This is a genomic window from Enterococcus sp. SB12 (genome assembly GCF_030910025.2).
Taxonomy (GTDB): Bacteria; Bacillota; Bacilli; order Lactobacillales; family Enterococcaceae; genus Enterococcus_B; species Enterococcus_B faecium.
On record NZ_CP175675.1, the window covers coordinates 2257136 to 2275000 of the forward strand.

General features: G+C 36.7%; 18 protein-coding genes and 2 pseudogenes (1 of these 20 running past the window's edge). 5 read left to right on the forward strand and 15 right to left on the reverse strand.

Annotated elements, in window-relative coordinates:
• Positions 1 to 57: 57 nt before the first annotated feature.
• The 7 genes and pseudogenes from comGG to comGA all read right to left on the reverse strand — a co-directional run bounded on the left by comGG (position 58) and on the right by comGA (position 3749).
• The gene (comGG, locus tag RBL01_RS11255) at positions 58 to 417 is read right to left on the reverse strand and encodes a competence type IV pilus minor pilin ComGG (RefSeq protein ID WP_002293655.1); all 360 of its coding nucleotides are present in this window, start codon (positions 415 to 417) and stop codon (positions 58 to 60) included.
• On the reverse strand, positions 389 to 814 hold the full coding sequence (gene comGF, locus RBL01_RS11260) for a competence type IV pilus minor pilin ComGF (RefSeq protein ID WP_002325315.1): 426 nt from the start codon (positions 812 to 814) through the stop codon (positions 389 to 391). The genes comGG and comGF overlap by 29 nt, the downstream gene beginning before the upstream one ends.
• Complete coding sequence (locus tag RBL01_RS11265; RefSeq protein ID WP_033696943.1) at positions 777 to 1124, reverse strand: hypothetical protein; 348 nt, start codon at positions 1122 to 1124, stop codon at positions 777 to 779. The genes comGF and RBL01_RS11265 overlap by 38 nt, the downstream gene beginning before the upstream one ends.
• The gene (gene comGD, locus RBL01_RS11270; protein ID WP_025477836.1) at positions 1096 to 1566 is read right to left on the reverse strand and encodes a competence type IV pilus minor pilin ComGD; all 471 of its coding nucleotides are present in this window, start codon (positions 1564 to 1566) and stop codon (positions 1096 to 1098) included. Before comGD ends, RBL01_RS11265 begins: the two co-directional genes overlap by 29 nt.
• On the reverse strand, positions 1541 to 1819 hold the full coding sequence (gene comGC, locus RBL01_RS11275; protein WP_002286179.1) for a competence type IV pilus major pilin ComGC: 279 nt from the start codon (positions 1817 to 1819) through the stop codon (positions 1541 to 1543). The genes comGD and comGC overlap by 26 nt, the downstream gene beginning before the upstream one ends.
• Entirely contained in the window at positions 1816 to 2865 is a 1050-nt protein-coding gene (gene comGB, locus RBL01_RS11280; protein WP_307780892.1) for a competence type IV pilus assembly protein ComGB, read from the reverse strand. Before comGB ends, comGC begins: the two co-directional genes overlap by 4 nt.
• A pseudogene (gene comGA, locus RBL01_RS11285) lies at positions 2822 to 3749 on the reverse strand (competence type IV pilus ATPase ComGA). The gene comGB and the pseudogene comGA overlap by 44 nt, the downstream one beginning before the upstream one ends.
• Positions 3750 to 3880: 131 nt before the next feature.
• Here comGA and ade point away from each other — a divergent pair.
• Positions 3881 to 5635 carry an adenine deaminase gene (gene ade / locus RBL01_RS11290; protein ID WP_002319187.1) on the forward strand — a complete coding sequence of 585 codons (1755 nt, stop codon included), beginning with the start codon at positions 3881 to 3883 and terminating at the stop codon, positions 5633 to 5635.
• Between the two features lie 91 nt (positions 5636 to 5726).
• On the opposite strand, the gene trmB is transcribed toward ade, so the two are convergent.
• The 4 genes from trmB to RBL01_RS11310 all read right to left on the reverse strand — a co-directional run bounded on the left by trmB (position 5727) and on the right by RBL01_RS11310 (position 9391).
• The gene (trmB, locus tag RBL01_RS11295) at positions 5727 to 6395 is read right to left on the reverse strand and encodes a tRNA (guanosine(46)-N7)-methyltransferase TrmB (protein ID WP_002319186.1); all 669 of its coding nucleotides are present in this window, start codon (positions 6393 to 6395) and stop codon (positions 5727 to 5729) included.
• A 69-nt stretch (positions 6396 to 6464) separates the two neighbouring features.
• Entirely contained in the window at positions 6465 to 7247 is a 783-nt protein-coding gene (locus RBL01_RS11300; protein ID WP_002286194.1) for a phosphotransferase family protein, read from the reverse strand.
• Between the two features lie 202 nt (positions 7248 to 7449).
• Positions 7450 to 8661: an ABC transporter permease gene (locus tag RBL01_RS11305; RefSeq protein ID WP_002286197.1), complete on the reverse strand. Its 1212-nt coding sequence runs from the start codon at positions 8659 to 8661 to the stop codon at positions 7450 to 7452.
• Positions 8654 to 9391: an ABC transporter ATP-binding protein gene (locus RBL01_RS11310; RefSeq protein WP_002319185.1), complete on the reverse strand. Its 738-nt coding sequence runs from the start codon at positions 9389 to 9391 to the stop codon at positions 8654 to 8656. The genes RBL01_RS11305 and RBL01_RS11310 overlap by 8 nt, the downstream gene beginning before the upstream one ends.
• A 137-nt stretch (positions 9392 to 9528) precedes the next feature.
• Here RBL01_RS11310 and RBL01_RS11315 point away from each other — a divergent pair, with 137 nt between their 5' ends.
• The 3 genes from RBL01_RS11315 (at position 9529) to RBL01_RS11325 (ending at position 11490) form a co-directional block, all read left to right on the forward strand.
• Positions 9529 to 9963 carry an HIT family protein gene (locus tag RBL01_RS11315; RefSeq protein WP_307780893.1) on the forward strand — a complete coding sequence of 145 codons (435 nt, stop codon included), beginning with the start codon at positions 9529 to 9531 and terminating at the stop codon, positions 9961 to 9963.
• Entirely contained in the window at positions 9956 to 10300 is a 345-nt protein-coding gene (locus RBL01_RS11320; RefSeq protein ID WP_002319183.1) for a YtxH domain-containing protein, read from the forward strand. The genes RBL01_RS11315 and RBL01_RS11320 overlap by 8 nt, the downstream gene beginning before the upstream one ends.
• A gap of 179 nt (positions 10301 to 10479) precedes the next feature.
• Positions 10480 to 11490 carry a peptidylprolyl isomerase gene (locus RBL01_RS11325; RefSeq protein ID WP_002319182.1) on the forward strand — a complete coding sequence of 337 codons (1011 nt, stop codon included), beginning with the start codon at positions 10480 to 10482 and terminating at the stop codon, positions 11488 to 11490.
• A gap of 67 nt (positions 11491 to 11557) precedes the next feature.
• On the opposite strand, the gene RBL01_RS11330 is transcribed toward RBL01_RS11325, so the two are convergent.
• From RBL01_RS11330 to RBL01_RS11345, 4 genes and pseudogenes are all read right to left on the reverse strand, one after another.
• Positions 11558 to 12502 carry a 3'-5' exoribonuclease YhaM family protein gene (locus tag RBL01_RS11330; protein WP_002319181.1) on the reverse strand — a complete coding sequence of 315 codons (945 nt, stop codon included), beginning with the start codon at positions 12500 to 12502 and terminating at the stop codon, positions 11558 to 11560.
• On the reverse strand, positions 12486 to 15206 hold the full coding sequence (locus RBL01_RS11335) for an ATP-binding protein (RefSeq protein ID WP_002307067.1): 2721 nt from the start codon (positions 15204 to 15206) through the stop codon (positions 12486 to 12488). Before RBL01_RS11335 ends, RBL01_RS11330 begins: the two co-directional genes overlap by 17 nt.
• A complete protein-coding gene (locus tag RBL01_RS11340; protein WP_002307065.1) occupies positions 15203 to 16423 on the reverse strand; it encodes an exonuclease SbcCD subunit D in 1221 nt (406 codons plus the stop codon). Before RBL01_RS11340 ends, RBL01_RS11335 begins: the two co-directional genes overlap by 4 nt.
• Positions 16424 to 16703: 280 nt before the next feature.
• Positions 16704 to 17111, reverse strand: a pseudogene (locus tag RBL01_RS11345) (HAD hydrolase family protein); the annotation flags it as partial.
• A 62-nt stretch (positions 17112 to 17173) separates the two neighbouring features.
• On the opposite strand from RBL01_RS11345, the gene RBL01_RS11350 reads away from it, so the two are divergent.
• A protein-coding gene (locus RBL01_RS11350; protein ID WP_126331769.1) for an IS3 family transposase occupies positions 17174 to 17865 on the forward strand; the annotation gives its coding sequence in 2 pieces (ribosomal slippage) (positions 17174 to 17450 and positions 17450 to 17865; 1164 coding nt in all); it runs 471 nt beyond the window's last position.

Genomic DNA, 17865 nt, shown 5'->3' on the forward strand with positions numbered 1-17865 from the left:
TTTTTTTATTAAAAACAGTGTTATAACAGAAAAGAGGGCGTTTTCACGAACATTCCATCATTCTGTACTAGTATCTGTATCATTTTTTACTTCTTCTGTGAACCGAAAGATAAACGGTGAGACTTCCACCTCTAAGAATAGGGACTGTTGTACCCACTGATATGTTACAGATCCAGTTGTGTAGTAAAAAACTCCTTCCGAACTTTCGGCAAGCGTAGACTGTTCCGATAAAGCCATCTGCTTCATTATTTTTGCTATATAATAATTTTTGATTCGTATATTAAGATCCATTGACAAACGGTAGCTTTCTAATGCTGCCATCAATAAAAACGTACATAAAAGAAATAAAAGCAAGACAGAAAATAAAATAGAGCCCTTATAACATTTTCTACTGATCGTTTTTTGTCCATATGGCATATCCATCTTCTCCATTTTCAAAGTGTACATAAAAAGAAATTGTGTGTTCTTTTTCCAATAATTGAAGCTCAGTGATACTTGTTAACATAGGTTGATGTCCGCCGGAAGTTCTTCTTTTACGTATCATTGCTTGATATCTTTCGATGATATACTGTTTATCCTCGATCGTGTAGTGCAGTTGCTGATTTTTCACAGAGACATTGTGACTGCTCTTGAGTTCTTCTTCTAATTGTGCTAAAAATATTAGCCACTCTTTTTGATCTTTACGCTGCAAAAATTCACTTACTTGGATGGTTTGCTGAATCAAAAGATTGAATGTGAGCAATAGACTGCTCAATATCATCAGTCCAATTAGACATTCAATCAGCGTAAATGCTGGAATTACTTGTTTTTTCAATACTGATCGCTTCTTTCTCCATATTGACAAACACTTTTTCGATTACTCCATTATTATCGACAATTTGGATATCGTATGGGATCATTTCTTCCCTTCGCTCTGGTCTTTTGTGATACATCCGCTGCGTCTTGATATCTTCATAAATCATTCGAATAAATAGCAGTTCCTCCCCACTTTTCTTTTCTGCCTGAAGCAAAAACAGCTGGCCAAAGCTCACTAAGTAGACACAGACAGAAGCGATCATAAGCGCTGTAAGGGACTCCAACAAAACAAATCCTGTTTTATTCAATTTTTTTTGTATAGCGACCACTCCCTATCTGGAATTGATACGTAATCGTCCGCTCTTTTTCTTCCCAATAAAATTGATAAGCTTTTAGTGAACTTTCATTCCCGGTTCTAGCAGCAAAAGTAATAGAAGCATGGCGTTTCAAGGTAATCTCATCAGGAATATCTAATACTTCCCAATTTATTTTATCTGGATTCGGAACATGAAAAATGATTTGATTCTCTTCACTATTCCAATAAAAGCCTGTTTGGATCTGATTCACAATAGCGATTTTTTGCGTAGAATAGATTCGTTTTTCAAATTGGCCGAAAAATTGATAGACTGCCAATTCATTCTTCCATGCAGAAAATGCGAGAACTGGAAAAGAAAGGATCGTTGTAAGTAATAAAATCAGTAAGAGTGATTCAAACAACGTATATCCTGATGCTAAAACCTTACCTTCAAGGCCGCTGATAGATTTCTGCATGTTCTCGTTTGATATAGCCTTCATTCAACAATTCCTCCACAGTAGGAACTCTTCCATTATTTTGAAGCGCATAGAGCTCTTTTTGTGTGTCTACCAACTGGATGATCGCTTCACGACTTTCTTGGTCTACATGATTCCTATAACGCGACAAATTAGGGACGAACAACAACACTAATACACTGATGATCAGTAAGACGATTAGCATTTCGATCAATGTAAAACCGCTATAATAAGATATTTTTCTCTTTTTCATGGCAAAACCTCCTCTATGCTTCCGTAAACAGGTAATAAAACAGCGGCATAAACTAATAAAATCAAAGCCACTACGCCCAAAAAAATGATTGGCTGAATAAAATGCATCCAGTGATGAAGACGTTTGAAAAGCTGTTTTCTTGTCCATTCGCTGTAAAAAATCAGTTCTTTACCTAAACTTCCCTTTGCCTCTCCCTGTAAAACAATTTTACTGAATTCTTCTGATAGAAAACGATAATTCTGGAACTGCTCAGCCAATGACATACCTGCCTCCAATCCTTGAATCAACTTAGAGGCAAGATGCTGAATCAGACTTTCTTGTTTCGTTTCCTTTAAGCAGACTATGATTTGCCTTAATTCGAAACCTTCATGAAAAAGCTTTCCAATCTCTAGTGACAAATAAGCCGATTGATACAAGGAATATATCGGTCCAATCAATAATTGTCTGCTTATCCATTCACTCTGATCAACAGGAGACAACTTCATCAGACGATACCTTACTAGTAAAGCCAATAGAGTAACCGCTAGGATGAATAGTAGAACATACCAATGAAAGACTTGTATCAGCTGAATCCCCCAATGCTCTTGCATGACCATTCCTGAACCAATAAGCTGAGGCAAAACGAACAACCGCATACTAAACAAGATACCTAGCAAAAAAGTGAGCAATAGCATCGGATATGCAAGCAGCTTTTTCAAATCATTGCGAAATCCTTCAACAAGCCGAAACTGTTTGGCAATTTCCAACAAAGTTGTCGGCAGATTCCCATGACGTTCAGCTAACTCGATCTGTACCAGTTGCTCTGCTCCATATCCTATTTGCGAAAGTACCTCACTAAACGCTTGCCCTTCCTTTAGCTGATGTTGGATATTTGCCAAAATAACAGGTGGAAACGAACGGATCGTGAGTAATAAATAAAGGGATTCTTGCAGACTAAAACCAGATAAAAGCAGTTCTCCCATGGTTTGTGCAAACTGGTTTTGCTGGCTTCTTGTTAATCCTTTAGAATAGTTCTGACTGCCAAATATTTTCCTGAGCTTCTTCATAACTTTCCTCCCATGATTTTTTTACTGATTCTTCCTCCATAAATTGATAACTCCATAAAACAGAAGGATGGTGATTGGCATCTTCCAAAAGTTCTTGATAAATGACACCAGCTAAACATTCAGATAGCTCTTCTTTTTTCTTTGTCAGTTCATGGATTCTGACCAATGTACCTTCAAGATTGCGTGCATGTACGGTTGCAAAAACCCGGTGCCCTGTTAGTGCTGCTCTTACCGCAGCATGTGCAGTTGATTCATCTCTTATCTCGCCAATGATTAGCAAGTCTGGACGATGCCGTAATGCGAGTTTCAAAAGTGTATCATAAGTCTGTGCTATTTTCGGATTGATCTGTAGCTGCAGAAAAAACGGTTCTTCTATCTCTACAGGATCTTCGATAGTAATCACTTGCAATTTTTCTTCCAAAGCCAACCGATATATTAGAGAAGTCTTGCCTGATCCGACTGGTCCGCTGAAAAGGTATAATCCACGTCTGACGGTTTTCTGTAAAATAGTTGCAAAATCTCGAGAACTAAAGCAACGATGGGGTGTTTCAAAAGTACCGTATAATAGCCGAATCACTAAACTCTCTCGTTGAAGGTAATCTCCTACAGAAGACAACCGCAGACGAACTTCCTGTTTTTCTAAAGAATAAGTAAGTGCACCTAACTGAGCTTTTCTTTTTTCTCCGATATCCATCTGTCCCAAATACTTAAATCTTGAGATCAGTTGCTGTCCATCTGCCGAAGAGACTTTCTTCCAGAATGTTCGTTTTTTTCCATAGCGAAAATAGATGTAAAATACTTCTGAAGCTGGCAATATATACGTCTTGGGCATGTTTGGCAAAACTTTCACTTATCATTTGATCCGATAATCGTTTTATTTCCATTATTCTCCCCTCCACAAAAAACATACGCCTTTTTGATCTTTTTGTTTCAAATAAAATGAATTTACAAAAAAATATTGGCAAAAGCCGAATTTATGTTATACTTATAAAAATTTATCTTGGGAGGCACTCCATTGGAAACAACATTAAGGAAATATATCGAAGTAGCAAGTAAAAAAAAGCCTGCTGACCTAGTGATCAAGCATGCTAAGATCGTCAACGTCTTTACGAAAGAAATCATGGAAAAAGATGTAGCAATCTGCGAAGGAATGATCGTAGGAATCGGTGAATACGAAGGAAAAAGCGTACATAATGCTAATGGGCAATATCTAGTGCCAGGATTCATCGATGGCCATGTGCATATCGAAAGCTCACTTTTATCACCAAGCGAATTTTCAAAAGTATCCTTGCTTCATGGAGTTACTACTGTAGTGACAGATCCCCATGAAATAGGAAACATTGCTGGGAGTACAGGTCTTGAGTTTATGATAGAAGATGCAAGACAAACACTCATGAATATCTTTTTTATGCTACCTTCTTGTGTACCTGTAACCCCTTTTGAGACCAATGGTGCAAATTTAAATGCAAAAAAATTAGCCCCTTTTTTACAAAAACCCGAAGTTTTAGGCTTAGCTGAAGTCATGAACTATCAAGCAGTAGCAAATAATGAAACAGACATCCTAGAAAAGATCCAATTGATGCACCAGCATAAGAAAAAAATTGACGGGCATGCAGCTGGTATCGGCATGGAAGAGTTAAATGTTTATCCTGCAGCAGGTATTCGGACGGATCATGAAGCTACAACTGCAAAAGAAGCTAAAGAACGTTTGGATCTTGGTATGTATTTAATGGTTCGAGAAGGGACCGTTGCAAAAGATCTGGCATCGCTACTACCGGCGATCACACCTGAAAATTCAAGAAGATGCTTCTTTGTCACCGATGATAAACTGATCAATGATTTAGTAAAAGAAGGATCAATCGATCATATCGTCCGTCAAGCTATTGCACTTGGAATCGATCCATTACAAGCCATTCAGATGGCAACATTGAATGCAGCAGAATGTTTTGATTTGAAAACACTAGGTGCGATTGCCCCTGGGTATCAAGCTGATTTCTTCTTAACAGACGATCTTACCAAGCTGCCAATTCATGAAGTTTTCTATAAGGGAACATTAGTTGTTCAATCTGGGCAACTCCAAGACCATTTATTTGCTGATCATTCAAATTCATATACGTGTTGTCTGCCAAAACTAAACGCTCAACCATTAAATCCACATTCGTTAGAGCTGCTTCTTTCTTCTTCACAAGTCCATGTGATCGAAATTATCCCGAATAGTCTAGTGACTAAAGATTTGGTAGAAAAAGTGGACCGACAAGGCGAACGATTCATTCCTTCAATCGAAAAAGACCAATTAAAGATTGCGGTGATCGAGCGTCACCATCAAACGGGAAACATTGGATTAGGCATAGTGAAAGGATTTCAGCTGAAACAAGGAGCGATAGCGACAACGATTGCCCATGACTCGCATAATCTAGTTGTCGTTGGGACAAACGACGAGGATATGCTGTATGCTGCTAATCTTTTGATTCAAAAAGGTGGCGGGATGACCGTTGTCAACAAACAGCAGGAAATAGCTTGTGTTTCTCTTCCTATAGGCGGAATCATGACACAGGAACCTTTTTCGATCGTCTATGAACAGTTGAATGAATTAATAACTAAAGCACATCAACTAGGAGCAGCTAAAACCTTTGATCCTTTTTTGACACTTTCTTTCTTAACATTATCTGTCATACCCGAATTGAAGATCACCGACAAAGGATTATTTTCATTTTCTCGCTTCCAATTGATTCCACCTTGTGGAAAAACCGATGAAATAAATACATTTTAAATCAAATAAATCCCAGAAAATACATTACATCTGTAATGTTCATTTTCTGGGATTTATTTATGGATATTAATGTTTTTATGAAAGCAGAAAGTTAGTTTCGCAGACTTTTCTTTTTGGTCTTATCTTGAAATTGAGCTTCTACTCGATAAATACGTTGACCTTTTGAAGAAAATTTTTCTTCATACTCCGTCATAATATTGCCTTCAAATTGACTTTGATGTAAATCTAACCATACCTGTTTGAGGATCATGCCATATTGAGAAAAACTTGCCAGAGAATACTCAAACAATCCTTGATTATCTGTTTTGAAATGGATTTCTCCATTTGGACGAAGAATCTGTTCATCTACAGCAAGAAAAGTCTTATATGTCAATCGCCGTTTTTCATGACGTTTTTTTGGCCATGGATCGGAAAAATTCAGATAGATTTGATCTACTTCGCTGTCAGCGAAATACTTTGTCAACGCTGATCCATCCACATGTAGAAGTTTCAGGTTAGGAAGCGGTTGTTCGATCAACTTGTCTAGTGCAATCGAAACAACACTGACCTGCATTTCTACTCCAATATAATTGATTTCAGGATGGGCTTTTGCCATTCCAGTGATGAACTGGCCTTTCCCCATACCAATCTCAATGTGGATTGGATGATCGTTTTCAAACAATTCATTCCATTTTCCCTTCCACAATGTTGGATCACTAATTACAAAATTCGGGTGAGCCGCTAACATTTCCGCTGCTCCCGGACGATTTCGGACACGCATTATTTATCTCCATTCCTTTCCTCTAATTAAAAAGGTCTGGCCAAATCTCCGCAGAGTTTGGGCCAAACCTCAGCCACTGAAAATTCGTTTTAATTGTAAAATTTCTTCGTTCATCCGTCGATGATCTTCACGTTTGCAATATCTGGTGATTTCTTGGAGCAAATTCATGGCCGCATACCAATGAAATTTTTCAAGCATTTCGTCAGTCGGGCGTATGCCATAACTGATCAGCCACTGATTCCAGCTAGACAGTGGCACATAATTTCCTAAAATCGTTGCAATATCCACCGCAGGGTCTGCAAACATGATTGAATCCCAATCGACTAGATATAAATAATTTTTACATACTAACCAATTACGATGGTTTACATCTCCGTGTACTACTGATAAGTTTTCCTTATCTATTGACGGGATCTGCTCACGAAGAAAACGATGGACAATTTGCAGAAATTGATTTTTCTGGAGTTCTTCCGGTAATTCTTTTTCATATTTTTGCAGCATCTTCTCCGGCGTCATGACACGACCACCGATACGGGTCAGCATGGTTTTAAGAGAATTTGAATGATGTAAATGGTACAAAACATCAATCACGTCGTTTCTTTGACCAATCTCATTAGGAGTCAGCAAGCGACCTTCCAGCCACTCTTGTGCTGTCAAAGTATCGCCATTCCCCGTTCGTTTTGTCCAAACAAGTTTTGGTGTAATTCCTTCCCTTGAAAGAGCAGCCAACATCGGAGTCGTGTTTCGTTTAATAAAGACTTTGTCCTCATCACGCATGCCTATGTATGTTTTTCCTGTGTCGCCTTTGATGGGACGTAACCGCCACTCTTGGTCTAACTGAAACTCCATCATGCATTCTCCCGTCCTCTTACTCTTTGTTTTGCAGTACTTATTATTCTAGTCGCCTGAACACTACACGTCAAGCACATATACGTTCTTTTTCATTTAATTGCCATTCAAAAAACCAGCTTTTCTCAAAAAAATAGAACGAACAGCATTCTTACTGTCAACGCTCTATTTTTCATTCTCATTTTTACCCTACACAGCTTTGTTTTCAGTCTGACATCTTCTTCAAACGAGTTGGTACATATAGTTTAACAAAGAGCATAGTAACAATCAAATAAGCCGCTAGCGGAACCCATCGCTGCTGCCCATCTAATACGACTGCAGCAATCAAACCAAAAATAACCGACGCGATAATTAATACCCATGTGAGTAGATACTGAATCGCCTGCTTCTTCTGATTCTTATGGATTGGATAAAGCTGAACGAGAACCATATAGCGGAACTGGTTCGCTAAAGGTAACAGTTGGAAACCGATCAAATATAAAAATAAGAAACCGATAATCAGACTAAAATAAAAGTCGACTACTCCGGCAATCAATAACCCACCTATAATTACTAATCGGAAATAAAGACCACTAAAATCAGAACCTCTTGCCAATCTTCTTGCAAACAAGTAAAGATAAGTGTTTTTTGATTCTCTTTTAATATGAGTCAATATAGGATCCAAGTAGCGTCTTCTTTTGATCTTTGCCGTAATTTCAGGAACATCTGTGAATAAATTGATAAATTGATAGATCTGATGCAACCTATGTTCTTCTACATGCACCATTTTCTCCCAATCCAATCCTTTTTCTTGTTGCTTCCACAAAAACCAGTAATATAGACTTGCCTGTACTAATGCACCTGCTATTCCTGCCCATATCAGCCAATAAAATGATAGAAACAAAAAGATCAGAGAAGAAAAAAACCAGCCTAATTTCCAATAACGAATAACTTGTTGATCTAGTCGAAACAATTCTGCTCTCTTGATTTGCAGATGACTGAATTTCAAACTCCATAATATGATCAGATAGACGAAAAACATCGAAAAGGATTGCTCCGTACTAACCACCACTAATGGCATGGCCAATCCGCATGCCAATATCAAAAAGATCAACGGAAAAATGCAAGAATAGCGAAAAGCTCGTTCCAAATAGGTTTGCATTTCTTTTTCTTTAGGAAGTAAAAAAACAATATCTGCTGCCTCTGCAAAAGTAGCCATCTTACCCACGAATAAACAGAGCATCCAAAATACAGAGATTATGAGCCCTCCAATTGCAAACGGTGGCTGCAGGGTTTTCAACCAATTAGAATAATATAATCCCACACCGCCAATCAAGAAAAGACAAACTAAAACAAAATGATCGTTCAATACATAACGCATATATTTCATCATTTTCTTTTGATGTCTTGCTAAACGTTTTTGAAAAAAACTACTCATGTACCTTCTCCTTTGTTAAAGCAATATAGATTTCGTCCAAAGAAGAATCCGGCAGCTGAAATTCTTTTCTCAACATCTCAAGAGAACCGTCTGCTCGTATCTCTCCGTTATGTAAGACCACAAAACGATCACAATATTTTTCTGCAGTAGCTAAAATATGCGTAGACATCAAAATACCGGCTCCTTCTTTTTTCATTTCTACCATCAATTCAAGCAATGCATTGATAGCTAGTGGATCCAAGCCTAAAAATGGTTCGTCGATGATATATAAAGAAGGCTCGATCAAAAAGGCGCATAAGATCATCACTTTCTGTTTCATTCCCTTTGAAAAATTAGCTGGGAACCAGTCAAGACGATTAGATAACCGAAAAGTCTCCAACAACTTTTCTGCTCTTTTCATTGCTGTATCCATAGGTATATCGTAGGCCATCGCAGTGACTTCGATATGTTCTCTCAATGTCAATTCTTCATATAAAGAAGGAGTCTCTGGAATATACCCAATTTGTTTGCGATATTCTTCCGTATTTTTCTTTAAGGATAGATGATTGATTTCTATCGTTCCTTTTGAAGCTTCCAGCAGACCGATAATGTGCTTGATGGTCGTACTTTTCCCTGCTCCGTTCAGTCCAATCAACCCTACTATCTCTCCAGGCTGTACATCGAAACTGATATCTTTTAACACAGGGAGATGTCCGTACCCCCCTGTGACATGATCGATAATTAAACTCATTCTTTTTCCTCCGCCATTTATTTTTATTTATTATACCACGAAGAAAATGACGGTATTTTGTTTTTTTCCTTACAATAGCTTTAACTTATGGTAAAGTTAAGCTGAAGTATTTATTCTTTATAGAAAGGATGTTTTATATGGAAAACTGTATTTTTTGCAAAATCATCAATCAAGAAATCCCAAGCTATAAAATATATGAAGACGACAAGGTCTATGCTTTTTTAGACATCTCTCAAGCAACGAAAGGACACACATTAGTTGTGCCTAAACGTCATGTAGCAGATATTTTTGAATATGATCCCGAACTTGCAGGAGAGGTTTTTTCACGTGTGCCTAAGATTGCTCAAGCATTGGAAAAAGCTTTTCCAGAAATGAAAGGTCTTAATATCTTGAATAACAACCGTGAACTAGCCTATCAATCTGTTTTTCATTCACATATCCATTTAGTCCCTCGCTACAGCAAAGAGGATGATTTTTCTATTCACTTTGGCAATCATCAAGATAGTTATGGATCGGAAGAACTAAAAGCTGTTCGAGAAACAATCGTAAAGCAGGTGTCCTGCGATGATTAAAAACTTTTTCAAAGGACTGTTATTTGGAGTTGCTGCTGGCACTGTCGGAGGTCTGTTATTGGCGCCCAGGAGCGGGAATGAAACAAGAAAGAAACTGATCGAAGAATTGGAAGAAGCAGCAACTCTGACAAACGATTTAAATAACAGCCTGAATCATTTTAAAAGCGCATTGATCGAAACAAAAGAAACAGCTGAATCTGTGATCCCTGCTTTCCAAGAAGCAATCAAAAAAGATATCGAAGATTTTAAATTCCAAGCTGAACCACGTATCACACAAATCAATGAACAAGTAGAAAAACTAAAAGCTGATCTGCCAGAGTATACTGAACAAATATAATAATGATTATTTTCTCAACAGATTTAACTATATAAGTGAGAAAAGTTTGCGTATTTCCTAGGAATGTGATGAAATTTTGAATTTTGTTTGAAACTACCACGACAACGTTTTTAAAGGAAATGGGATATGGTATAGTTAATATATAAAAATAATAACTAATTACAGGAGTGCAAATTTTAATGAAAAAAAAATCAATTATTTTGGCAGCTACTAGTGCGTTGGCTGTTTTAACTCTAGCAGCTTGTTCAGGCGATACTAATAAAGATATCGCAACGATGAAAGGCGGAACGATCACTGTATCTGATTTCTATGATGAAGCAAAACTTGAATCATCGAACCAATCCTTAGTACAACGGATGATCATTTATAAAGTATTCAATAACAAATATGGCGATAAAGTAACCGATAAGCAAGTGGATGCAGAATACGACAAACAAGCGAAATCATTAGGTGATACTTTTGAATCACAATTAGAAGCTGCTGGATATACGAAAGATACTTATAAAGAATATATTCGTAACAATTTAGCTTTTGAAGCTGGCTTGAAAGCTCACGTAGATATTACAGATGACGATTTGAAAACTGCTTGGAAATCTTTCCATCCAGAAGTAGAAGCACAAATCATCAAATTATCAAGTGAAGATGAAGCAAAAGATGTGAAAAAATCAGCGGATGATGGAGATGATTTCTCTAAATTAGCCAAAGACAAATCAACTGATACAGAGACAAAAGAAGATGGCGGTAAAGTTAAATTCGACTCAACGACAACAACTATTCCTGCAGAAGTAAAAGAAGCAGCTTTCAAATTGAAAGACGGTGAGATCTCCGATGTTATTACTACAACAAATCCTACTTCTTATGCGACAGAATACTACGTTGTCAAAATGGTGAAAAACCAAAATAAAGGCAATGACATGGATAAATACAAAGATCAACTAAAAGATATCGCTACTGAAATTAAACTAAGTGACAATGCATTCACAACTAAAGTAATCGGTGAAGAATTAAAAGATGCAAATGTAAAAATCAAAGATGATGCCTTTGAAAATGTGTTGAGTGCATTCACAACAACTTCATCAAGTACGAAAGACTCAAGTGAAACTACAGCTTCAACAAAGAGTTCTGACACAAAATCAACTGATTCAACAAAAGAATCTTCAACTAAAGAAACAACTGATTCATCAAAATAAAAGAAAACAAAAAAAGCGAAGACTTATGTCTCGCTTTTTTGTTTTGAATGAAAAAAATAAATTTTTGCTATAAATCTTTTGGTACATAGAAACTTCGGTTGTCCATACCGAAAATCCGATCGGTGTATTTTCCTGGTTCTGTTTGACGAATCGAAGTCAACATCATCTGCATCGAAGCATCGATATTGTCGATTTGATGTAATATTTCTGCTTCCATTATTCTTGGACGTACAGGTGAGCCATATTCTAATAAGCCATGGTGTGCTAAAATCATATGACGTAATACGAGAACATCTTCGTCAGCTTCGCTGATTTTCAACGCAAGACAGGCTTTAGTTATTTCTTCGTCAATCAATACCAGATGACCGATCAAATTTCCTGCAAGCGTATATTCTGTCGACATAGGACCGGAAAGTTCAATCACCTTTCCTAAATCATGCAAAATGATACCAGCATACAACAATGCTCGATTCAGCTCAGGATATTCATCGGCGATTGATTTCCCTAAGTGAAGCATTGTCAAAGTATGATAAGCTAATCCGCTGGCAAATGCATGATGGTTTCTTTTTGCTGCCGGAAACTCAAAAAATTGTTTTTGATATTTATTAAGTAGATAGCGAACAATACGATTCCAATGCGCATTGGTGATCTCAAACAACAATTGATTGATTTCTTCTTCCATTTCTTCTTTCTTCAAAGGGGCTCTTTCCATGTATAAACTAGGCTCTCCTGGCTCATCTACCCTTGTTAAGCGCATATGAAGAATCTTTACTTGAGGGTTTCCTTGATAAACCTCTCTTTTACCGTTTAGAAAAACGACTGTGCCGGCTGTAAATTTATTGATTTCCTCCTCCGAAGCATCCCAGTATTTACCATCGATAGTACCTGAAGTATCTTGGAAAGTAAAAGCAATAAATTTTTTTCCGTTTTTAGCGATTCTTACATCTGCACTTTTGATCAGGACAAATTGTTCAAACTGCTCATCGATTACTAAATCACGAATTTTTTTCATTATTTGCTCCTTCTAATTGTTTTACGATTTGGTTCATCTCATGGTAATAGCTTACCATTTCTTTATCAGAAGAAAAACAAATTATTTGATACTTTTCTCCAAATTTAGCTAAAAGTTCAGCTAATTGATACTTTCGCTGATGATCATAATGAAGCCAGCCATCATCAATGATGATCGGGCATATCGAACGGTTAGCTTCTAATGAGAGGTAAGCAAATCTCATCGCCATAATCAGCTGATCTTTCGTACCTGTAGATAACTCATAGATGGGAAATTCTGTATATCCGTCTGTTAAAGTCAGTGTATCATTTTTCAGTAATATCTTCTGATAATTTCCTTTTGTTAAAATACCTAAATAATCACCTGCTGCTCTTAACAACTGGGGTAATTGTCTTTCACTCATCTCTGTTGAAAGATCACCTAAGAATGTCCCGGCGATTTCAAGTGCTCCCCATTCCTCCAGTAATTCCTGTAATTTTGCTTTTTGCCGGCTAGCTTGTTGATAAAGTTCGTCCAATGTGCCGTCTCTTTGCAACTCTTCTACTTGAAGTTGGAGTCGTTGCCGATTTTCACTTGCTTCTTTTTCTTCTTGCTGGAGTTGGGATTGCTTTTCTTTCAGTTGGCGCAGTCTTACAGATAATTTCTCTTTTGTCAGCTCTTCAGGAAATAGTGGAGTAAGCATTTCCGATAATTCATTGTATCTTTTCATCTGCTGTTCGGCTTGTTTGGCTTTTTGTAAAAAGACAGGTACTTCCGAAGGATAAGATAAGCCTGCTTGAGTCAATTGTTCGCTGTATTCTTGTATCCATACTTTTTGTTTCTTTTTCAATTGATTGATTTCTTGCTTCAATAAAGTATTTTGCTGATAGCTTCTGGCAAATTTCATCTGTTCCATCTCTTGTATAAAACGGGAAAGCAATACCATTTTTTCTAAAATTGACTTATCTTGTATCGGTAACCATTCTTTAACAAACTCAAATTTTTGGTCGATTTGTCGTAGTTTTTCTTGTATTTCCTGCTCTCTTTTATGTTTCCGCTCAAATACGCCATATAATTTCTGATAATCTATGACTTCCTGTCCATATTCTTTCATGAGTTTGAGCGTATCCATCTTTCCTAAGTGCCGATGATCCGCAAAACGATATACTTCTTGCCGAAGAATCTGTTTTTCTTCCCCAGTTCTCTTTTGTTTTTCTTCTGCTTCAGCTAATTGAGCTAAGGCTAGATCAAGTTGTCCTAGTTTTTCTTGCCACATTCCTTTTATCTCAGAGAAATCATTTTTAGTTTTAATTTTTGGTTGCCTTTTGTAGAAGAAATAGCCAATCATGCCTGCACCAATTAGTAAAAGGATCACTTTCAAGGGCATTGGTACAAATATACCTGCAATGATTATTGCTCCGCCAGCCATCAGCATATACGGTTTAGATGAAGAGACTGGTGCTATCTCTGACTGATTTTGTAATAATGCTGGATAGGTCTCTTCCAAGTCATTCACTTCTGCTTCAATCATCTCTTGCTGTTCTTTAGCTATTTGGAGACGCACAGAAATCTGGCTTTCTAGATCAGCAATCCTTCTTTCTTCAGCCAGAAGATGCTTCCATTCTTCTTCATATAAAAATTCTTCCGGCAACGGATTTTTCTGCCAATGCCACCTTTGTTCCAAAATCTTCAATTCTGAATTTGTTTCTCTAGTCTCAATTTGTAATCTTTGCCATTCTTCGTTTAATTGTTCCGCTGTAAATTGAAGTTGCTGGAGATCTTTTAGTTCCTGCTCCTGCTCTAAATAAAAATAATATCTGGCTGACTGCTGATCCATCCCGCTATGCTTTTCCAGTGTTGCTTCTAATTCTTCCAAACGCTCATTTGTTTGCTGATACCGTTTGGAGAAAGACTCCAGATCTAAAAGAAGTTGCTCATCAGGAAGACCTGTAGTGCTGTTTTTTTTGAGAGATTGCCATTCTTCATATAAAGAAAAATTAAGTTCTTGCTGTCTGGCTAATGAAAATTGTTTGTTCGCCTCTTTTAATTGTGCCAATAACTGCTGCTGTTGCGACTCGTATTCCTGTTCTTGTTGGATCAACTTGCCAAAATAAGCTTCCTGTTCTTGTTTTTGATGAATTTTTTCTTGCAGCTCTTTCCATTCATTTAATTTTTGATTGATTAGTAGTTTTTGGCCTTTTTTCTTGAATAATTGTTGTGCTTTCTGATAATATTCTTGCCGCTTTTGGAATACTTGAGAACTGCCCGTGATGCCTAAAGAAATCAGCGCATCATGTAGCTCTTTTTCTCTCAAATGATCTAGTTCCATCAACTGTTCCTGCTGGAAAGTAAATACTTGCTGGAATAACTCTTTCGTTAAAGGCGCAATCAATTTTTCTAGTAACTCATCACTTCCCACTTGATCCCCCAGCCACACCTTCGATTTTCCGCGATTTTGCTGCTTGTAGCGCTCGACAGCAAATTCACCATATACAGGATGTTTAAGCCATATTTTGCCGCCATAGGCTGAGCCGTCTTTTGGTGTATAATCCTTTTTTTTACGGCCTTTTGAAGGGAAACCAAATAATATTGCTTGAATAAATTGATAAATCGTTGATTTTCCTGCTTCGTTTCCCCCATAGATCAGCTGATTGCCTGAATAAAAGTCAAAACTTTTTTGACGCCATTTTCCAAAAGCAGCAATCTCGATCCTTAAAATCTTCATTCCTGATCCTCCTCAAATAAAAAATCTTGATTAAGCAGCTGCTTGGCTTTTTCAAGTGTTTCTTCTTGGTATTCCGGCAGTTCGCTCAATATTCTAGCCGCTTCTTGATGACTATATACTTCATTTAAAATTTGTTGGAAATCTTGAGGTGTCTGATAGTATTGAAATAACTGTTCCATCAATTTAGCAGAAGCAGCAAGTGGGATCTTCGTATAAAAGGTATCCTCTATGAGAGAAATACGCCAAATAAAGAAATCATTTATCCTATCTGAGAATTCCTCTAACAAATAGTCTAATAGCTCTCCTGATTGTATCCGTTCCAAAACATCTGTATTGAGATGGTCATAATCTTTTAATTTTATTTCGATTAAACTAAAACCATACTCTACTTTTGAAAGTTGCTGACGAATGTGAACAATGACCTCTTTTGTCGTTCTTGCTTTCCTCAATGATATTTCCTTTGTCTTCCAATAGACCTCTGCTACTTTAATCGGATGTATTTGGCAACTTCCTTTACTTAATTCAACTAGTAGAATAGATGTAGAAGCTTGTTCCTTTTTAGTATGACCTTGAGGCGCACCTGGATAAACAATTGTTTGCTTTTCATTTAAGACCGTTGGCACATGGATATGCCCTAAAGCCCAATAATCGTATCCCTTTTCTTGCATCTTTGAGGGTTGGAAAGGAGCATAGTTTCCTTTTTGAGAGACGCCAGGTTCCCCGTGGTACAACCCAATATGGTAATCTGTGAGTTCTCTAGAAGGAAATTCCATCACTTTGTCTTTTTGAATCCACGGTTGACGATAACTAAATCCACTGAGAGAGACAGTTTCTCCACTTTTTATCGTTATTTTTTTTGTCTCTACCGTTTCGGATGTAAATAAATGGACATTTTTAGGAAAGGAGAACCAATACCGCTCTTTTTGATAGAAATCATGATTTCCGAATATTATAAATACAGGTATATGGTTCTTTTCTAACCGTTTCATCTGTTCTGAAAAATGTTTCTGTATTTTTAATGAAGGACGATTTTGATGAAAATTATCTCCTGCAAGTAAAACAAAATCAACGTTATTTATTATTGCCTGTTCAATGATATTTGATAAAACGGTCAGATTCGTCTTCAATAGTTTTTCCTGTACAGTTTTATCAAGAGTTGTCAGTCCTTCAAATGACCGATCCATATGTAAATCTGCCGCATGGATAAATTTCACCATTAAAAATTTCCTCCTTTTTTTCTTTTATCATACCATTTTCAATGTTTTTTTTCATCAATAACCGAAAATTTGTTCGTATTATGCAAAGAAATTACGATAAATGGCCGGCTTCAAAAAATGAGTTTATTCGAAAAAAAGATTGTGACATGATTTTTGTCACAATCCTAAATATCTATGTTATATTCGCTTCGTTTGACACTGAAGAAGTACTATTTGTACTGGAATTTATGCTCCATTTTTCCGTATTTAGAATTCTATGTTCTATACTACCTTAATTAGTTTATATGGTAAGAATTCTTTCAAATGCTTGAGATACTCCGTCTTTATCATTTGAAACAGTGACATAATCAGCTTTTTTCATGATTTCTTGATGACTATTTCCCATTGCAAAACTAATATCTGCACTTTCAAACATAGATAAGTCATTTAATCTATCTCCGATCGCGATTCTCAAAGGTTTCTTTAAATTGTAGATTGATTCCAAACGATCAAACACCACGCCTTTAGATACATTTTGAGGTACGATTTCAATATTTACAGGTGCCGATTCAGTAACAGACACATTTAGCATCTTTTTCAAATGGTTAAATATATTAGCTTTCAATTGACGATTAGGAATAAAAATAAAAAATTTGTAAATGCTGATAGCATCCTTTTCTATAATTTCCTCAATATTGGATAGGCTACAATTAACTAGACAGAAAAATTAAGGTGTGTAGACTAGAAGAAAACATACCAGGAGGAATTTTTATGTCTAAGAGAACACGAAGAACTTTTTCACAAGAATTCAAGCAACAAATCGTCAATCTTTACTTAGCTGGAAAGCCACGTGTAGAAATCATTCGAGAATATGAACTAACGGCTTCAGCATTTGACAAATGGGTAAAGCAATCTAAAACGAGTGGTTCATTCAAAGAAAAAGATAATCTTACGCCTGAACAAAAAGAATTGTTAGAACTACGTAAAAGAAACCAGCAATTAGAAATGGAAAATGATATTTTAAAGCAAGCAGCGCTGATATCCGGACGAAGAGACAAGTAATCGATGCGAATAAGCATCTTTACCCTATATCAGCGATGTGCAGAATATTAGGTCTATCACGTCAGTCCTATTATTATCAATCAAAACCAAAGAAAGACGAATCAGAACTTGAAGAAGTAGTCGCTGAAGAATTTATCCGCAGCCGAAAAGCCTACGGCTCAAGAAAAATAAAAAAAGCCTTATCAAAACGAGGCATTCAGATCAGCCGACGAAAAATTAGTAGAATCATGAAAAATAGAGGATTAAAATCGAGCTATACTGTTGCTTATTTTAAAGTACATCATTCTACTTGCAATGAAGCCAAAACGACAAACGTATTGAATCGTAAATTCTTAAGAGACAACCCATTAGAAGCGATCGTAACAGACTTGACTTATGTACGAGTCGGGAAAAAATGGAAT